Here is a 17,746-nt window from a genome sequence, read left to right on the forward strand (position 1 = left end):
CTAAATTTTTCAAGTTTTTCCGGAAAATGTGCAACAACTTTGGTTAGCGGCGATGCTTTATTAATGCGCTTGCAAGGTTATGCACCATCACCATTTTGGCAATGTTTTCTTGCCCGCGCGTTCTATTTCACTTTTTTAGGAAATCAACGTGTCTTTTGAAGATTTAAATCTACACTCTGCTATTATCAAAGCCATTAGCGAAGCGGGATATACCGCTCCGACCCCGATTCAAAAACAAGCGATTCCCGAATTAATCGCCGGTCACGATGTGATGGCCAGCGCACAAACCGGAACCGGTAAAACCGCTGCTTTCATGCTACCGGCATTACATCTGCTGGCAACACCATCGCAAGAGCGCAGCCGCGGACCGCGCATTTTGGTATTGACACCAACCCGCGAACTGGCATTGCAAGTTTCCGAAGCAGCCAAAAAATATGGCAAATATCTGCCGCGTATCAACGTGGTCAGCATCCTGGGTGGTATGCCTTATCCCTTGCAAAACAAACTGTTGTCACAACCCGTTGACATTCTGGTCGCCACCCCGGGCCGGTTGATCGATCACATCCAACGTGGCCGCATCGATTTCAAACGCTTGCAAATGCTCGTGCTCGACGAAGCCGACCGCATGCTGGACATGGGTTTCATCGACGATGTCGAAACCATTGCCGCCGCAACGCCGGACACACGCCAGACCTTGCTGTTCTCCGCTACACTCGACAATGCCATCGACAAAGTTGCGACAAAACTATTGAAAACGCCAAAACGCATTCAAGTAGCCTCGCAAAAAGCCAAGCTCGATAACATCGAGCAACGCTTACATTATGCCGATGACATGTCGCACAAGAACCGTCTGCTGGATCATGTGCTGCGCGACGAGAACGTGAAACAAGCGATCGTTTTCACCGCCACCAAACGCGATGCGGACACCTTGGCCGATAATTTATATGCGCAAGGCTTTTCGGCAGCGGCATTACACGGCGATATGAATCAACGTGAACGCACCCGCACATTGACCCGGTTGCGTAACGGCGGTTTGCAAGTACTCGTGGCAACCGATGTCGCAGCGCGCGGTATCGACGTGGCTGACATCACGCACGTGATCAATTTCGATCTCCCAAAATTCGCCGAAGATTATGTGCACCGTATTGGCCGTACAGGCCGCGCAGGTGCAGCCGGTATTGCCGTTTCGTTCGCATCCAATAAGGATAGCGCACACTTATCGAAAATCGAACGCTACACCGGCCAGCGCATCGCGTCGCACATCATTCCCGGCTTGGAACCGCGCATCAAACCGCGTTTCCAAAGTAACGGACCGAAAAGCAGCGCGCCCAGCGTGACACAAAAACGCAAGCGCTCACCCTTCGCTGGCAACGACAACCGCCCCGGCTTCGGCGCTGCCAACGAACCCGGCAGAGCCCGCAGCGGTCAACGCGGCCGCTCGTTCGATCAGGAAAATCGCGGCAATTCTTTCCGCAGTAATAGCGGCAACAAAGCCGGTTTTCAGTTTGCACGCACGAAGTAATTATCAATAAACCATTTGCCTCGGGCGTACCGGGGCAAATGATTCATCCGTATCACATCCTTTCAGCAGTGCCGTTTATTCGTTAACATCACTTTCCATCTATAGTGTGTATACTACACATCATGAATAGCGCAGCAATTATCAAGCAACTTGAGAAAGTAGGATGGGTACTTAGAGGCGTTAAAGGCTCTCACCATATTTATACACATCCCCAAAAGAGCGGTCATATTACCGTTCCTCATCCCAAGAAAGATCTGGGTACCGGTCTAGCTCATAAACTACTGAAACAAGCTGGCCTGAAATAAAGGAGTAAAAATGAGATTTCCTATTGTGATTGAACCAGGTGATGAACAGCATGCATTCGGCGTAGTTGTTCCTGACTTGCCGGGTTGTTTTTCAGCGGGCGATACCTTGGATGACGCCATCGACAACGCCAAAGAAGCCATTGAGCTATGGTTAGAGGAAACAATCGATAGCGGAGGCGCCATACCTGAACCACGCTCCATCGCTGAACATCAATCCAATCCTGAATACTCGGGTTGGATATGGGCGATTGTTGCGATTGATCTATCCGAATTATCGGATAAAGTGGAGAGGGTCAATATCACACTCCCTACCCGCGTACTGCGCCGTATCGATGCGGCAGCGAAAGCAGCGGGAGAATCGCGTTCAGGGTTTATTGCTCGCCGGACGCTGCAGGAAGATTTGCATTTGGGATGATAAGTTAATGCTTTGCGCAGCAATCTATAATCAAACAAAGAAAACCCTATTCACCTTTTTATGGCTTCAATTTTAATATTGAAACTAATCCCTATGCTATCTGAAAGTACCTTCTACTCCTGGCTTATAAAACAGCAAAACCGGAAAGATCCTATTGGTGACTTAGCACGTGACATTAAAAGAGACGAACGCTTTCCCGCTACCCAAACTGATATTCAACTATTCCATTCTCATCTAATTCATCATAGCGCCTGCCCTGAAGCTCACTGTGCTCTTGATGAAGCATTCCGTGAATTTTCTTTACCTAAATCTACCCGTGATTCGCTATCACTCAAGCTCCGGTTCCAAGTGTTTAAACGAGAGAGCTATCGGTGCCAAATCTGCGGGGCATCGGCAAATAGTGGAGTATGTCTTGAAATTGACCACAAACTCCCGATTTCAAAAGGTGGAAGCAATAGCATCGAGAATCTTTGGGTGCTATGTTTTGAGTACAATCGGGGCAAAGGAGCTGAAACAATATAATGAGCATAGCAATCAACACAATTAATTGCTATTGCATCAAGCGGAATTATCAATGCACCGTGCTGCGTTCATTAGCACCCACCAGTCCCCTCTTCCGTAACACCTGTACAATCCAATAAGCCGCATACGCTGCAATCAGATGCTTGAGCGTATGACCGCTGATCCAGCCGTTTGTCCAAGCAAAAATTTGCACGTCCAGAATTTCAAATGCTTTTGCGACTGCGTATAGCGCAATGATCTGATAGATACCGTTGCCATGCGTGTAACGTGAGGGAAAGCGTAGACTGATCCATACAATCAGCAGGATCGAATAAAACTGCATGACGATATAAAAATTCAGGTTGCCTGCACCTTGCTGTTCAGTCCAATACCAATACAACACGCTCAGCACAGCCAACACAACGAGCAGCGGTAAAGCCCAGAGCCCTGTGGTTCGGCTTAGGCGCTCAACCAACGTGGCCGATAACAGCGCGGTTATGGCGATGACGATGGGCAGGCGATCCCATAGCAAGTGGTCGATATCCGGTGTCCAGTGATAGTGGATTGAACCGAAGGCGACGGAGGTGATGCTCAGAAACAGCACCCAGTACGGCCAGCTTTCCTTACGATCCTGGAACGCGGTTTGCGTGGGATCGCCATGAATCCGCCACAAAAACACCAAACCGGCGCCGCCGCTAAACAAAAAAGCCAGGTTGGAAATAACGTCGTTGAAATTCGGAATGCCGAAGAAACTGCGCTGATCGGCGAAACGATGGTATTCGGCGGGTTGCGCAGTTGGTGGCAGAATCATCGCGGCGATAACCACCAGAACCGATATTCCTGCGAGCAGCCAAAGATGATAATTTGATTTCATCGGTTCGTACCAAGATTCCCATGTAAGTGATTGAAATTCACCGTAAGCGTGGCAATTTCAAAGCAAAAACTGGTGAGAAAGCGGAGTCTGCGATAGACAAAGAGCATTTTGAGCCAATCTCTGACACCGGAATCGCGAGCGTAATAAAATTCCGGCTGCTTGTCAGTGCATTTGCGCCACCGCATCCCGGATCCTGGCCACCGGAATGATGTTCATACCGGCGATTGCTTGCTTGGGTTTGTTGGCCAGCGGGATGATGGCTTGTTTGAAGCCCAGTTTCGCTGCTTCCTTGAGCCGTTCCTGCCCGCGTTGCACCGGGCGAATTTCACCGGCCAGGCCGACTTCGCCGATGACAATCATTTTTTCCGCCAGTGGTTTATTCTTCAATGACGATACTACTGCCAGCAAAACCGCCAAGTCGGCACCGGGTTCGGTGATTTTGACACCGCCCACGGCGTTAACGAACACATCCTGGTCATAGCACGGAATACCGGCATGGCGATGCAACACTGCCAGCAACATCGCCAAGCGGTTTTGCTCCAAGCCTACGCACAAGCGGCGCGGGCTGGGCGAACGCGCTTCATCGACCAGCGCTTGAATTTCCACCAGCAGCGGGCGCGTACCTTCTTGCGTCACCATGATGCACGAGCCGGGCACTTGTGTGTCGTGGTGCGAAAGGAATAACGCGGAAGGATTTTTCACTTCGCGCAAGCCTTTCTCGCTCATCGAAAACACACCCAATTCATTAACCGCGCCGAAACGATTCTTAAATGCCCGGACCATGCGGAAACTGGAGTGCATGTCACCCTCGAAATACAGCACGGTATCGACCATATGTTCCAGCACGCGTGGACCTGCCAGCGCGCCTTCCTTGGTGACATGACCGACCAGAATGATGCAGGTGCCGCTCGATTTCGCCAGACGCGTCAATTGCGCAGCGCATTCGCGCACCTGCGCGACCGAACCCGGCGCGGATTGCAATGCTTCGGAATAAACCGTTTGGATCGAATCGATCACCGCCACCGACGGTTTACGTTCAGCCAAAACCGCTTGGATTTTTTCCAGCTGAATTTCGGCGTACAGATCGACCGACTGCACATCAAGCGCCAGGCGTTTGGCGCGCAACGCCACTTGCTGCGCCGATTCTTCGCCGCTGACATACAACACGGAATGCTGCGCCGACATGAAAGACAGCGCTTGCAATAGCAACGTCGATTTACCGATGCCCGGATCACCGCCCAGAAGCACCACACCGCCCTGCACCATACCACCGCCGAGCACCCGGTCCAATTCCTCGATACCGGTAGGATAGCGCGGTTCTTCGCGCGCTTCGATGGTACTTAAATTTTGTACTTGACCAGTTTCGGACACCGGGCTGAAGCGCGACACGGATTTTTCCGTGATGGTTTCAACCAGCGTATTCCACGCCTGGCAATGCGGGCACTGGCCTTGCCACTTCAGAGTTTGGCCACCGCACTCAGTACAGGAATACACCGTTTTTTGTTTGGCCATTTAGAAGCCTGTTAATCGTAGACTTCAGCGGCGGTAAACTGCATGCCGCGAGCGTCTTTTTCGGATAGCACCGGTTCTCCGGTAATTGGCCAGGCGATGCCGAGCGTGGGATCGTTCCATACGATGCAACGCTCAAATTCGGGCGCCCAGTAATCGGTGGTGTTATACAGAAACTCAGCGGAATCGGATAACACCACGAAGCCGTGCGCGAAACCGGCAGGAATCCACAATTGCTTCTTGTTTTCCGCGCTGAGGATCTCTCCCACCCATTGTCCGAAAGTTGGCGAAGAGCGGCGGAGATCGATTGCGACATCGAACACCTCCCCCGCCACCACGCGCACCAATTTTCCCTGTGCGTGCTGGATCTGATAGTGCAAGCCGCGTAACACGTTATGCGCGGAACGCGAGTGATTGCTTTGCACAAAACAGACGGACTTGCCAATAGCGGATTCGAATGCGCGCTGATTAAAGCTTTCATAGAAGAAGCCGCGATCGTCGCCGAAAACACGCGGTTCCAGCAGAAAAACATCGGGGATGCGCAAGGGTGTCGCCTTCATCAAAATTCCCGTTTCAAAACTTGCTGCAGGTATTGCCCGTAACCGTTCTTGGCCAGTGGCAACGCCAGCGCTTCGAGTTGCGCGGCATCGATCCAGCCTTGCCGGAAGGCAATTTCTTCCGGGCAGGCGATTTTCAGGCCTTGGCGGTGCTCGATGGTAGCAACGAACTGACTCGCATCGAGCAACGATTCATGCGTGCCGGTATCCAGCCAAGCATAGCCGCGCCCCATGATTTCGACGCTGAGCGCGCCATGTTCCAAATAAATGCGATTCAGATCAGTGATTTCTAGTTCGTTACGCGCCGATGGTTTGAGAGTCTTGGCGTAATCCACCACATGGGCATCGTAAAAATACAAACCGGTCACGGCATAATGCGATTTCGGCTGCTCGGGTTTTTCTTCCAGGTTCACGACCTTGCCACCAGCATCGAATTCAACCACACCGTAGCGCTCCGGATCGTGCACGTGATACGCGAAAACACTCGCGCCTTGCACGCGCTGCATCGCACTCGTCAGCAAATGATGGAAATCGTGCCCGTAAAAAATATTGTCGCCCAAAACCAGTGCCGAGTTATCGTTACCGATAAACGATTCGCCGATCAGAAAAGCCTGCGCCAAACCATCGGGAGACGGCTGTTCGGCATAGGAAATATTCAAGCCCCACTGGCTTCCGTCACGTAATAATTCCTGAAAATTACCCACGTCACGCGGGGTTGAAATCACCAGAATATCCCGGATCCCGGCCAGCATCAGCGTGCTGAGCGGATAATAAATCATCGGTTTATCGAATACCGGCAGCAATTGCTTCGAAATCGTTTGCGTCACCGGATAAAGCCGCGTTCCGGAACCGCCGGCCAGCACGATGCCTTTTCTCCGTGGAAGCGTGGATAGAGTTTTGGAAGTATTGAATATTGGCATAAATAAAAACCCGGATTTTCAAAACGCATCAATGTACCGTTTTCATCCGGATCCATTCATTAAAAGAATGGCGATTGTACTATATCCGCTTCCCGCTCCGGATAATTGCACGATGCCGGGATCATTGCCGCCGAGAATCGCCATTATCCGCATCACGCAACCAGCGATTCCGCAGCCGGTTCATGTAAAATGATGCATTATGATCGACTTGCAACATTACCATCGCTTAGTCAGAAAACTGGCGCCTTACTGGAAGTTACTCTTGCTGGCATTATCCGCCATGCTGATGGTAGCGGCATTGCTGGCGTTTCTGCCCCTGCTCGTTAAGCACATGCTGGCAGGCGCATTTGTCCTGCAAGACCCATCGCTGATACAAACCACGTCGCTGACGATGGTTGCAGTATTTGCCGCGCGCGCATTGGCAGGTTATATCAGCCTTTACGCCACGGGCAAAGCCGGTGGCAAGTTAGGCGCGGATCTGCGCATGGAATTCTTTAACAAGCTGCTGACACTACCCATCCGTTGTTACGCGCATTTCAATTCTCATCAAACCAGCGCACTGATAGCGCATATCAACACGATTGCGCAAACCACAACGGGGCAAATCGCACGGTTAACGCAAGATTGCCTGACGATCATCGCATTAATGATTTGCACGCTGCGCCTCAATCAAGAATTTGCCATTCTGCTTCTGCTGGCGATACCGCTCATTCTGCTGATCCATCAAATGACGCAAAGCCGCTTCAATAAACCCGAGTATCAACACTCACCAGCGGCTGGCGATCTGATTGAACACTTAGCGCAATCCGTCGCGCACTACAGAAAAATCAGGCTGGACGGCGGACAACATCATGAAAGCCAACGTCTCGGCAAAATTTCCGCAGCGAATTATCAAGCCGACATGCTACACGCGCGAATCAAGGCCATGGTGATTCCTTCAGGTCAGTTCATCATGATGTTGATTATGCTCGCCGTGGCCTACATTATCGCGTTGCAAGCAATCAATGGCGCACTCGATCTGCCCGAAACCGGCGCGCTGATCACCATCGTATTGCTGTTCATCCTGCCGGTACAGCGCATCGCCAATCTCCCCAAGCAGCTGGAGCACGATCAAACAACCCTGGAAGCCATTTTTGCATTCCTCGATCAGGCATCCGAACAGGATAGCGGCACTCTCGGCACTTCGCAGGGTTGCGCCAAGCTGATATTTGACCAAGTGCGTTATGAAGACGACGCAGACGCGAAACCGATTCTCAATCACATGCATTTCACTCTACGGCCGGGTGAGGTCGTTGTGTTTACCGGCTACACCCCGGAAGAAAAAAATGCATTGATCGATCTAATACTGCGCTTGCGGCAACCAGCCAGCGGAAAAATCTTACTGAATGACCAGCCACTGCCGGATATCCAATTAAACCGCTTGCACGCCAACGTCGCCTTGGTTTCCCCGGATACCTTTCTGCTCGACGACAAAATTGCCGGTAACATTGCTTATGGTGCGATGCGTTGCAGCAACGAAGCAAAAATCACCGCGGCAGTGCAGGCATCACACGCCATAGAGTTTATCCGGCACATGCCCGAAGGCTTGCAAACAGATATCAGTGCCAAAGGCACAGCAATCACTCAGCACCAACTGCTGCAGCTCGCCATTGCGCGCGCATTCGTGAAAGATCCTCGCATCCTGATCCTGGATGAATTATTCACCCCCCAGGAACCCGATCCGGTAAATCTACTGCCCGTCTTGGAAAAGTTGATGCAAAACCGCACCACGCTGATTTTCAATCCATCGATCCCGCAGTTGCAAAAGATCGATCGAATCTTTGTGCTGGAAAATGGATGTATTGCCGAAAGCTTGAGAACACCGGGCAGTTTTCAGCACACTTAACCCCATTCAAATGCGCCCCGCTGCCGTTTCTTCCGTCGATGCAAGGACGCGCTGATATTCAAGTGCGCACTACTTGCCGTTCCATTCCTTACTGTCATATTCCGGCACCCAGTTCACCAATTGGTCCCGGACTTCTTGATCGCTTAACACCGAAATTTTGTTCAGCCACGCCGTCATATCGGACAGCCATTGCCCATCCACTTGGCGTGCTTGGGCAATACGCAATTTTTGATGCGGTGTCGGCAATGTGCTTTCGCTGGCGGACAGTAACTCTTCATGCAGTTTTTCTCCCGGCCGCAATCCGCTGAAAACGATCCGGATGTCGTCTTCTCCCAATCCGGATAAATGGATCAAGTCATTGGCCAGATCAACAATTTTGACTGGATCGCCCATATCCAGCACGAAAATTTCCCCGCCGCCATTGGTTCCGCCCATCAATGCCGCTTGCAATACCAATTGCGCCGCTTCGGGGATGGACATGAAATAGCGCGTCATTTCCGGGTGAGTAATGGTAATCGGGCCACCTTTGGCAATCTGCTCGCGAAATTTCGGAATAACGCTGCCGGTACTTCCCAGCACATTACCGAAACGTACCATCACAAAACAAGTCGGGCGCGATTGGTTATTCCGGTCCGGCTGGTTATTCTTAGCCGCAATGGATTGCTGCAAGGCTTGGCATACCATTTCCGCCAGGCGTTTGCTGGCGCCCATGACGCTGACCGGATTGACCGCTTTGTCGGTCGAGATCAACACAAATTTTTCCACCGCAAAACTGATCGCGACCTGTGCCAGCACATGCGTGCCCAGCACATTGTTCAGCAGTGCCTGGTAAGCATTCTCTTCTTCCATCAGTGGTACGTGCTTATAAGCGGCGGCATGAAAAACCACGGCGGGATGGAATTGCTCGAACAATTGCATCATGCGCGCGCGATCCTTAACGTCGCCAATCACAAACGACATTTTCATCGCGGGGAAGCGCGGCAGAAATTCCTCCTGAATGCTGTAGAGCGCAAATTCGTTCAATTCCAGAAAAACGATACGCTCCGGTTCAAATGCAGCCAGCTGGCGGCACAGCTCGGAACCGATCGAACCGCCCGCTCCCGTCACCAGAATGACTTTTCCCGTCAACAAACCGTGCAGCCCGTCATCGTCCAGAACCACCGGCGCTCTACCGAGCAAGTCATCCAGCTGGATTTCGCGGATATTCGTCACCATGGACTTACCGCTGATCAAATCCGCATACGACGGCACCGTCATCGCTTTCACGTCGATTTCCGAGCACATTTCCAAAGCCTTGCGGTGAATCTGACGGGATACCGACGGTGTGGCGATAATCACATGCTCGACATTCAGGGTGTGCACCCAGTGCGGCAACTCGCCGATCTTGCCCAGCACCCGGATCCCTTGCAAACGTGTGCCCAATTTGCGCGGATCGTCGTCCAGCATACCGACCACATGCCATTCCCGGCTTCCCGTCAAAGCCTTGACCAGATTCACCGCGGTACTACCCGCACCAATGATCAAAACCAGTTTGGCTTCATTACTTTCCAAGCCGGACAAGCGGCGCTCTTTCCAGGCACGATAGATCAAACGGCTACCGCCCATGATCAACATCAACAGCAATGGCACCAGCACGGCCACCGCCCCTGGAATTTTAGTCAGCAAACCAAACAACCACAGCAGCAGCAGCTCGGTTAACGTGCCGGACATCACTGCCACAAAAATCCGCTTCAAATCAGGCAGACTGGCATACCGCCACAGCCCTCGATACAGTCCAAGCCACAAAAAGAAACCACCTTGCACCAGCACCAGCCAAGGCAGCATTTCCAGCAATAACTGAGCCGAATCAGCCGGAATCTCAAAATTGAAACGGAATAAATAAGCCAGCCACCACGCCACCCCGATCGCAATGAAATCATGGGTGAAAGCAATCAATGTGCGAATTCCGTATTTTTTGAGAAGCATGCTATCCCCGGTTGGAATAATATTTCCGGTGGCCATCAGAAAGAAACATGAGCAGCAAATAAATGCTTCCCCAGGCCACGGCGACCCTGCTTTGCACCGTCAGATCCTGTCCGCCCGCCCAGACCGCGCAGCCGCCAGCAGCCAACATCAGCGCATAGCTTAATAACGCGGTATCGCGATGCCCCAGCCCGCTTTGCACCATACGCTGATAATAGTGTTCACGATGCGCCTGCCAGATTTTCTCGCCGCGCATCAGGCGCTTGGCTATCGTTACCGTCGCATCCGCGATGAAGGGTGAAAATATCAGCACTGGCACCCATAACGACCAAAGTTGATCGAGCCACCCTAGTAACCCCAGCGCCGCCGCCAGGAAACCGAGCGGAACTGCGCCCGAGTCGCCCATGAAAATACGCGCGGGATGAAAGTTGTACCACAAAAAAGCCAGGGCCGCCGCCGCTATCGAAAAATTGATCACGGCAAAATCGTTATCCCCAGCCAAGTATGCAAACAAACCATAGTATCCAAACCCTATTACCGTCATTCCGCCGGCCAGCCCATCCGAACCATCCATGAAATTATACAGATTGGACATCCAGATCACTGCGGCTGTAACGCACAGCACAGTCAACCCGCTCGTGACATCCAGTAAAAAAACCGCAGCAAACACGGCAGCAACAATACTGTGAACCAGTAACCGGCACCACACCGGCACATGCCGGATATCGTCAAGCAATGATATTACCATCAGTAAGCCGACACCAGCCCAAACGGCTAGCGGAATAGCTACGGAAAAACACAACCATGTGATGAGTACACCCGATAACAAACCCAATCCGCCGAGACGCGGTACGGGCACAGTATGAAGCGAACGAGCATTGGGATGATCCAGCCCCCAGCGCGCCTTTCTTTTAATCAACCATAAAATGGAGAGGAATGATAAAACAAACGATAACAGCGGCGCTGTGATAATTGTCACGGGAAAATCCAACACCTACCTTAATGACCGGATTATCCGGGGTGAATCAATAAAAAAATAATCCACTTTCTCATCGTGCATGACAAGAAAGTGGCATCAGAAAAACAAACTCAACTAGCCTAAAAAACCTTAGAACATAGGCTTAGCCGCATAACTCTTGTGTGCAGCAGCAGCGGCGGTACCACGTTCCACTTTTGCGCCCATATCGGACAAAATGGTTTCCAGCGCATTCAAGCAGAAAATCACATTTTCGACGCGGCAGGATGTACCCATCAAGCCAAAGCGCCATACTTTTCCGACGAAATCGCCAAGCCCTGCGCCAATTTCAAGATTATACTCATCCAACAGGCGGCGGCGCACTTCTTTCTCATCAACACCGGCAGGAACAAATACGGAATTCAGTTGCGGCAAACGATGTTCCTCTTTCACCACATAATTCATGCCCAAGGTCGCGAAACCGGCTTTCAGCGCTTCGTAGTTATAGCGATGACGCGCCCAGGAATGCTCCAGTCCTTCTTCGTATATCATCAACAGTGACTCATGCAAGCCATACAATGCGTTGGTCGGCGCGGTATGGTGATAAGTCCGGGCGGACGATCCCCAGTAATTCAATAACAGGCTGATATCCATAAACCAGCTGTGCACCTTGGTTTTACGATTTTTAACCAGCTCGGTCACACGATCGGAGAAACTCACGGGCGATAAGCCTGGCGGACAAGACAAGCATTTTTGGCTGCCGGAATAGATCGCGTCGATTCCCCATTCATCCACTAGAATTGGCGTTCCACCCAGTGAAGTCACGGTGTCGACAATCGTCAGGCAGTTGTATTTACGTGCGATCTCGCACAGTGTCTTGGCATCGGATTGCGCGCCTGTCGAAGTCTCGGCATGAACAAACGCAACGATCTTGGCATCCGGATTCTTTTTCAGCGCATCTTCCACTTTCTGCGGATCTACCGGTTCACCCCATTTATCGTCGACCACCACCGCCACACCGCCATGACGCTCCACATTTTCGATCATGCGGCCGCCAAACACGCCATTGCGGCACACAATCACTTTATCGCCAGGTTCGATCATATTGACGAAACACATTTCCATACCCACCGATCCAGGCCCGGAAACCGGGAAGGTCATGCGGTTTTTGGTTTGGAATGCATAGCGCATCAAGCCCTTGATTTCTTCCATCATCTCGGTAAAAACAGGATCCAAGTGACCCAAGGTCGGACGCGCCATGGCGTTCAGCACGCGCGCATGCGTATCCGATGGACCAGGTCCCATCAAAACACGTTGTGGCGGATAAAAAACAGTAGCTTTCTTTTCGGGGCGAAAATCTTCGGTATTCATGAACAATCCTAAATTAATAATAGAGTCTGATTTATTTTTGTAAAAGGGTGATTCTAACAAGTGAACGCAGAGTTTACTATAAACAACGATACGCTCAATAAATTATCCTTATGGATAGGCAAAGAGATTTTCATAACAAACTGAATTTTGAGCGATTAAAAACCATACATTACGAAACACCGGATCGAAAACGGGCTCGCGCACAAGACTTGACCCCTCTCGTTTGTGCAATACAACGGTGGTTTTGATACCATCTGGTTTGTTCACAAAATTGAACCTTCAACGGGTGAGGTTGCAAATTTACTATGATTGTTTCCATCTCATGCGCTTTCTTTTGAAAAATCCGGTTGTATCTCTGATCATTTTTCTCATGCTGACCGCCTGCGTGACACCGCCCACACGGAATGAATTACTTAGCCAGAAAGTCATTTTCAGTCGCAACAGCAGCAAAAATTATCTCGAAATTGCGAAATGCCTAAAAAGCGATGATGGTTTTCCTTTGCCGAAACAGCAACGCCACACCTGGCGCGATATCAATACTTATTTTATCTACCATGAATCTGTGCAAGTGGATGGATACCCGCAGCTACACGACGAAGCTGCCAAAATTTACTACATTACCGAGATTCACGATCCCAAGTATTCAGGGAACATCAACCAACCGATCACTCACGGCAATGGAAGCTGGATCATGACGATCAAAGATACTGGTAATGCGCAAAACACCCAGTCCGAAATCGAAATTCGCAGCAGCCAAAACCCGCTGAGTGATTACCCGCCAGTTTCTTATACACCGGATCCTAACGCCTCACTCTCTCAGCGTTTGTACAAAGTGGAAACCATTGATCATTGTTTTTGATTGTGATGCCGAGGTTCCTATCGGCACCCCAACCTACCGCGCTTCATATACCAATTCCTTTGTTATTGAGTGAAATATTTATCTGCCAAATTCATCTCTTTTTTAAGGTGAAACTTTACATGCTTCGATAATTATCCAACAGGACATCATAATTGTCGTCTAACAATATTCTAGATTCGCGACCTGGCCCCGAATGCGAATGTGCAATGGTAGACCCCAATGCTGGTGCTGGGAGCTCATTGTTATACATTTTTTTGATCAATCTGATTGTCGGGAAGTATTTTTTTAATCTTATTTTTTAGGTTATCACTGATTGGATAGCTTTCTATTTCTTTTAGAATTTCATCATTGCTGTGCCCTTTTTCCTTAAGTCCTTCAACTACTTTTTTTCCAATATACTCAAACGTTTCTCCTGCTAATGCATCTACTGCCAATGCAAGAATGGCAACAGCAGCCACTCCACCCAAGATCCCAAGAGGGCCACCCAAGGTTGACAAGGCCATGATGGTCGCCGCCCCACCTGCCAATCCAGATGTGGCTGCAATTGCAAGGATAATGAGACCGGGAATACCAATAGCTACCAACTTACTTACAACAGTGTCAACAGATACAAACGACTCTGCCCGAGCATTTTTAGGAACCAATATCGCCCCGGAAACCACGCCAGCCATTGCTAGTAAAAATTTTCTTCTTCCTTTATCAGAATTCATACCACCCTCCCAAAAATGAAATATGCAATTTTTTAGTTCATTATGTTCAACTACAATTAGACGTCCGAAATGACACAATATATTACGTCACAAATGAAACCCAATACGGTATTGTTCATGGCATCCTCTTATTTTTAAGCTAATCAACCGGTTTGGCCGTCATCATACCAGACTTGTTTAGACCCACGAATACAGGATGAAAACAGCCAGACGCTGGAGCCAGCGCTCTGCAATTCACCTATCAAATCAAGCAATAGCGCAATCTGCAAAACCATTGCTTTTTCCAAATCGCAGAGTTAGAATTCCGTCCGTTACCTGCTTGCCAAAATGCCAGTTGAACGATTGGCGGCATAGCAACTCAAAAAGCGGTAACACAATGGGAAACTAGGGTTCCGGCCAATCCAGTAAACGGTGTCAGGTCCAAGAGTTTCCGGTCTCGTGATAGCGAGGCTCCACGGAGGGATAAAAGCCCGGGAGATTAAGCGTAATGTGCTCGAAGTACATTACAATCCCGGTAAACCCTTTGGTATGGAGACTGGTTATGTCAGGTTCAACAAAACAAATCCCATCTTTGCAGGATGCCCATGTAACCGGCGACGCGCTCAATCGTAGCATGAGTGTCTGGCACAGTTTCACGCTCGGTTTTGCGGTGGTCTCGCCGGTGGCCGGACTGTACGCCATCATCGGTGTGCAAACCGTGGTCGCCGGTGGCGGCTGGTTTGCGGCATTGGCGGTTTGTTTGGTCATGCAGTTATTGGTGGCTACTGTTTACGCGGAGCTGTCTTCACAATTCCCGATTGCTGGTGGTGCGTATAAATGGGCGCGGCAGCTCGGTGGTGCGATAGCCGGGCAATATGCCGGTGTGATCTATATTTGCTCCACCATCGCCATGGTCACGACAACCGCTTATACCGGCGGTTTCTGGCTGGCGATCTTCAGCGGATTGCCGGATGAAGGCGGCGGTACGATGGTACTTTGGGGTGCGCTATTTTTGTTGCTTTGCACGCTCCTCAATCTCGCCCCGGTCAGTATTTTCAATCTAGTGATCAAACTGGGTGTTTACGCGGAAGTCGCCGGGTCATTCGGCGTGGCGCTTTTGCTGTTTCTTTTTTTCCGCCAGCATCCTTTCATGGAATTATTCCAGCACATGGGTACCGGCACAGCACCCAGTGAAATGGCGGCTTTCCTGGCGGCACTGGCCATTGCCGGCTGGGCTTTTATCGGCTTTGACGCCTGCTCCACCACCGCCGAAGAAACCCATCAACCGAAGCGCATGGTGCCCCGCGCCATTTTCATGTCGCTGCTGGTGGTCGGCACGGTGGTTTTATTCAATTCAGCGGCGCTGATTCTGGCTTTTGAACACGACACCTTGAGAAATTCCAGCCATACCTCCGATCCGGTCACACCGCTGATTGCCAGCAGCATCGGCGATTGGTTCGAGAAACCTTTCCTGGCCATCGTGATGACTGCTTTTCTCGCTTGCGGCGCATCGATGGTCAAGTACACCTCGCGCATTGTGTATTCGATGGCGCGGGAAGGCAATATGCCAGCCGTGTTGAGCCAGGTAACGGCCAGCAAAATCCCGCGTAATGCCATTCTCTTCACCGTTCTGCTGGCAGGCTGCGGATTGATCTTCGGGCTCAATGACGACGCCGTGGCCACCATCATCGCTTTCGGTACCGGCGGTTTATACGCCATGTTCACGTTCACCACGGGCTTTGCCTTGTTTGCCCGGCTCACCGGACGGTGGAATCCCGCATTGGGGGAATTAAAGCTGGGTGCATGGGGATTGATCATCAATTGCCTGGCGTTTATCTGGTCATTATTTGAGCTCATCAACATCGCCTGGCCGCGTCCTTATGCGATTTCCGCGGATGCGCCGTGGTGGCAGTTGTGGGCAACACCACTGGTGCTGAGCAGTATTCTAACCATCACAACACTCTATATACTGTGCAAGAAATGGATGCAATCACAATAAATCCATTTTTATAAGGAATCCATCATGAATCAGCAAAATAACATCATCTGGCAACAACTGATCCCAGGCGGATGCCACTGGTCTGGCGTTGTACGCCGCGGCACCACGCTGCGTTTGACCGATGTCGACGGAGGCGCGAATGCCGCCGTGTTGTTCTTTAATCAGGAAGAAAAGCTTGAACGCTACAACATGGCCGACACCCTAAAATCGCAGCATACTTTCCGCCTCACTAAAGGGCATGCTTGTCACTCCGATATGGGACGGATGTTTTGTTGCATCACGGCGGATACCACAGGCTGGAACGATACCGTATGCGGCCTGAGCGACGCCGATTTGATCCAGCAAAAATATGGTACCGCGCGCTATCAGGAGCACCGCAATGAAATGTTCCGCAGCGGCCTGGACGGCATGTTGATCGAATTGGGCAAATGGGGATTGGGCATGCGCGATGTCGTCGCCAATATCAATTTTTTCAGCAAAGTCACCGCTGATTCCGCAGGTGATTTGAAATATCACTCCGGTCACAGCAAAGCGGGCGATTATGTCGAACTGAGTTTTGTCATGAATACCTTGGTGATATTGTCCGCCGCGCCGCACCCGCTCGATCCGGTAAAACCGTATCAACCCGGCGCAGTCAATCTGGAATTATTCGATACGCCACCGGATGCAACCAGCGAATGCCTGCATATCGCCGAAAATATTCGCGCATTGCAGAACGCGCAACACTTTTATTGCGAGGGTGAAAAATGAATACCTCTACTCTATTTGTAAGCCAGCTGGATCCCAGCCAAGCGGTAATCGATGAAATTTGCCCAGCCGGAGAACCGTGGGCGCATCTGATCAAACACGGACAAACCTTCCGTATCGTTGATTTGGAAGGCAACCAGGCCGTCGATACGCTGTTCTATAACGCGCACGACGCGCAAGAGCGCTACAGCGCAACCGATACCGTCAGCCGCCAGAATAAGCTGTACCTGACTTCCGGCAGCAAGCTGTATTCCAATTCCGGCAATGTCATGCTGACCATCACCGCCGATACGTGCGGGCGGCATGACACATTGGGTGGCGCTTGTGCGGCGGAAAGCAACACCGTGCGCTATGCCTTGGAAAAATTACCGATGCACAGTTGCCGCGACAATTTTCTGCACGCCTTGGCGCATGATCCGCTATGTCAGCAATTGGGCATGGGCAAGCGCGACTTGCCCAGCAACATCAACTTCTTCATGAACGTGCCGGTCACACCGGACGGCGGACTGGAGTTTGCCGATGGCGTTTCGGCCCCCGGCAAGTATGTCGAAATGCGCGCAGCAATGGATGTCTTAGTGTTGATCTCGAATTGTCCGCAGTTGAACAATCCGTGCAATGCCTATAATCCGACACCGATACGTTTACTGATCTGGGATTAATCCGATAGCGGAGGAAC

At 50.9% G+C, this 17,746-nt stretch carries 18 protein-coding genes and 1 riboswitch; of the genes, 10 read left to right on the forward strand and 8 right to left on the reverse strand.

Annotation, left to right across the window (positions count from 1 at the left end; translation table 11 throughout):
- The first annotated feature begins 148 nt into the window (after nt 1-148).
- The 4 genes from DU481_RS00330 to DU481_RS00345 all read left to right on the forward strand — a co-directional run bounded on the left by DU481_RS00330 (nt 149) and on the right by DU481_RS00345 (nt 2,764).
- Entirely contained in the window at nt 149-1,522 is a 1,374-nt protein-coding gene (locus DU481_RS00330; protein WP_350131222.1) for a DEAD/DEAH box helicase, read from the forward strand.
- Nucleotides 1,523-1,644: 122 nt separating this feature from the next.
- Nucleotides 1,645-1,827 carry a type II toxin-antitoxin system HicA family toxin gene (locus DU481_RS00335; RefSeq protein ID WP_350131224.1) on the forward strand — a complete coding sequence of 61 codons (183 nt, stop codon included), beginning with the start codon at nt 1,645-1,647 and terminating at the stop codon, nt 1,825-1,827.
- Between the two features lie 10 nt (nt 1,828-1,837).
- Complete coding sequence (locus tag DU481_RS00340; protein ID WP_350131226.1) at nt 1,838-2,242, forward strand: type II toxin-antitoxin system HicB family antitoxin; 405 nt, start codon at nt 1,838-1,840, stop codon at nt 2,240-2,242.
- Nucleotides 2,243-2,302: 60 nt separating this feature from the next.
- Nucleotides 2,303-2,764: a YozE family protein gene (locus tag DU481_RS00345; RefSeq protein WP_350131228.1), complete on the forward strand. Its 462-nt coding sequence runs from the start codon at nt 2,303-2,305 to the stop codon at nt 2,762-2,764.
- Between the two features lie 49 nt (nt 2,765-2,813).
- On the opposite strand, the gene DU481_RS00350 is transcribed toward DU481_RS00345, so the two are convergent.
- From DU481_RS00350 to rfbA, 4 genes are all read right to left on the reverse strand, one after another.
- A complete protein-coding gene (locus DU481_RS00350) occupies nt 2,814-3,617 on the reverse strand; it encodes an alkaline phytoceramidase (protein WP_350131230.1) in 804 nt (267 codons plus the stop codon).
- 162 nt (nt 3,618-3,779) lie between these two features.
- Nucleotides 3,780-5,129 carry a DNA repair protein RadA gene (gene radA, locus DU481_RS00355; RefSeq protein WP_350131232.1) on the reverse strand — a complete coding sequence of 450 codons (1,350 nt, stop codon included), beginning with the start codon at nt 5,127-5,129 and terminating at the stop codon, nt 3,780-3,782.
- 11 nt (nt 5,130-5,140) lie between these two features.
- Nucleotides 5,141-5,686 (reverse strand): dTDP-4-dehydrorhamnose 3,5-epimerase, encoded by a 546-nt coding sequence (gene rfbC / locus DU481_RS00360; RefSeq protein WP_350131234.1) that lies wholly within the window; start codon nt 5,684-5,686, stop codon nt 5,141-5,143.
- Complete coding sequence (rfbA, locus tag DU481_RS00365) at nt 5,686-6,603, reverse strand: glucose-1-phosphate thymidylyltransferase RfbA (RefSeq protein ID WP_350131236.1); 918 nt, start codon at nt 6,601-6,603, stop codon at nt 5,686-5,688. Before rfbA ends, rfbC begins: the two co-directional genes overlap by 1 nt.
- 67 nt (nt 6,604-6,670) lie before the next feature.
- On the opposite strand from rfbA, the gene DU481_RS00370 reads away from it, so the two are divergent.
- Together DU481_RS00370 and DU481_RS00375 are read left to right on the forward strand one after the other, a co-directional pair.
- On the forward strand, nt 6,671-6,796 hold the full coding sequence (locus DU481_RS00370) for a hypothetical protein (RefSeq protein ID WP_350131238.1): 126 nt from the start codon (nt 6,671-6,673) through the stop codon (nt 6,794-6,796).
- 6 nt (nt 6,797-6,802) lie between these two features.
- A complete protein-coding gene (locus DU481_RS00375) occupies nt 6,803-8,488 on the forward strand; it encodes an ABC transporter transmembrane domain-containing protein (protein ID WP_350131240.1) in 1,686 nt (561 codons plus the stop codon).
- Between the two features lie 69 nt (nt 8,489-8,557).
- On the opposite strand, the gene DU481_RS00380 is transcribed toward DU481_RS00375, so the two are convergent.
- From DU481_RS00380 to DU481_RS00390, 3 genes are all read right to left on the reverse strand, one after another.
- Nucleotides 8,558-10,453, reverse strand: coding sequence for a polysaccharide biosynthesis protein (locus tag DU481_RS00380; RefSeq protein ID WP_350131242.1), 1,896 nt, complete (start codon nt 10,451-10,453; stop codon nt 8,558-8,560).
- A gap of 1 nt (nt 10,454) precedes the next feature.
- A complete protein-coding gene (locus DU481_RS00385; RefSeq protein WP_350131244.1) occupies nt 10,455-11,429 on the reverse strand; it encodes an MraY family glycosyltransferase in 975 nt (324 codons plus the stop codon).
- Nucleotides 11,430-11,558: 129 nt separating this feature from the next.
- A complete protein-coding gene (locus DU481_RS00390; RefSeq protein WP_350131245.1) occupies nt 11,559-12,776 on the reverse strand; it encodes a pyridoxal-phosphate-dependent aminotransferase family protein in 1,218 nt (405 codons plus the stop codon).
- A gap of 334 nt (nt 12,777-13,110) precedes the next feature.
- Here DU481_RS00390 and DU481_RS00395 point away from each other — a divergent pair, with 334 nt between their 5' ends.
- Nucleotides 13,111-13,635: a hypothetical protein gene (locus DU481_RS00395; protein WP_350131247.1), complete on the forward strand. Its 525-nt coding sequence runs from the start codon at nt 13,111-13,113 to the stop codon at nt 13,633-13,635.
- A 242-nt stretch (nt 13,636-13,877) separates the two neighbouring features.
- Here the strand turns inward: DU481_RS00395 and DU481_RS00400 are convergent, their stop codons facing one another.
- Complete coding sequence (locus tag DU481_RS00400) at nt 13,878-14,345, reverse strand: hypothetical protein (RefSeq protein ID WP_350131249.1); 468 nt, start codon at nt 14,343-14,345, stop codon at nt 13,878-13,880.
- Between the two features lie 373 nt (nt 14,346-14,718).
- A riboswitch (guanidine-I (ykkC/yxkD leader) is annotated at nt 14,719-14,824 on the forward strand.
- Nucleotides 14,825-14,886: 62 nt separating this feature from the next.
- Here DU481_RS00400 and DU481_RS00405 point away from each other — a divergent pair.
- Genes DU481_RS00405 through DU481_RS00415 form a run of 3 tightly spaced genes read left to right on the forward strand, consistent with a single transcriptional unit; the run spans nt 14,887 to nt 17,729 of the window.
- A complete protein-coding gene (locus DU481_RS00405; protein ID WP_350131251.1) occupies nt 14,887-16,323 on the forward strand; it encodes an APC family permease in 1,437 nt (478 codons plus the stop codon).
- A 24-nt stretch (nt 16,324-16,347) separates the two neighbouring features.
- Nucleotides 16,348-17,073 carry an urea amidolyase associated protein UAAP1 gene (locus tag DU481_RS00410; RefSeq protein ID WP_350131253.1) on the forward strand — a complete coding sequence of 242 codons (726 nt, stop codon included), beginning with the start codon at nt 16,348-16,350 and terminating at the stop codon, nt 17,071-17,073.
- The gene (locus DU481_RS00415) at nt 17,070-17,729 is read left to right on the forward strand and encodes an urea amidolyase associated protein UAAP2 (RefSeq protein WP_121165685.1); all 660 of its coding nucleotides are present in this window, start codon (nt 17,070-17,072) and stop codon (nt 17,727-17,729) included. Before DU481_RS00410 ends, DU481_RS00415 begins: the two co-directional genes overlap by 4 nt.
- Nucleotides 17,730-17,746: the final 17 nt, after the last annotated feature.

Origin of the sequence: Nitrosomonas sp., assembly GCF_040240425.1 — a bacterium.
Classification (GTDB): Bacteria; Pseudomonadota; Gammaproteobacteria; order Burkholderiales; family Nitrosomonadaceae; genus Nitrosomonas.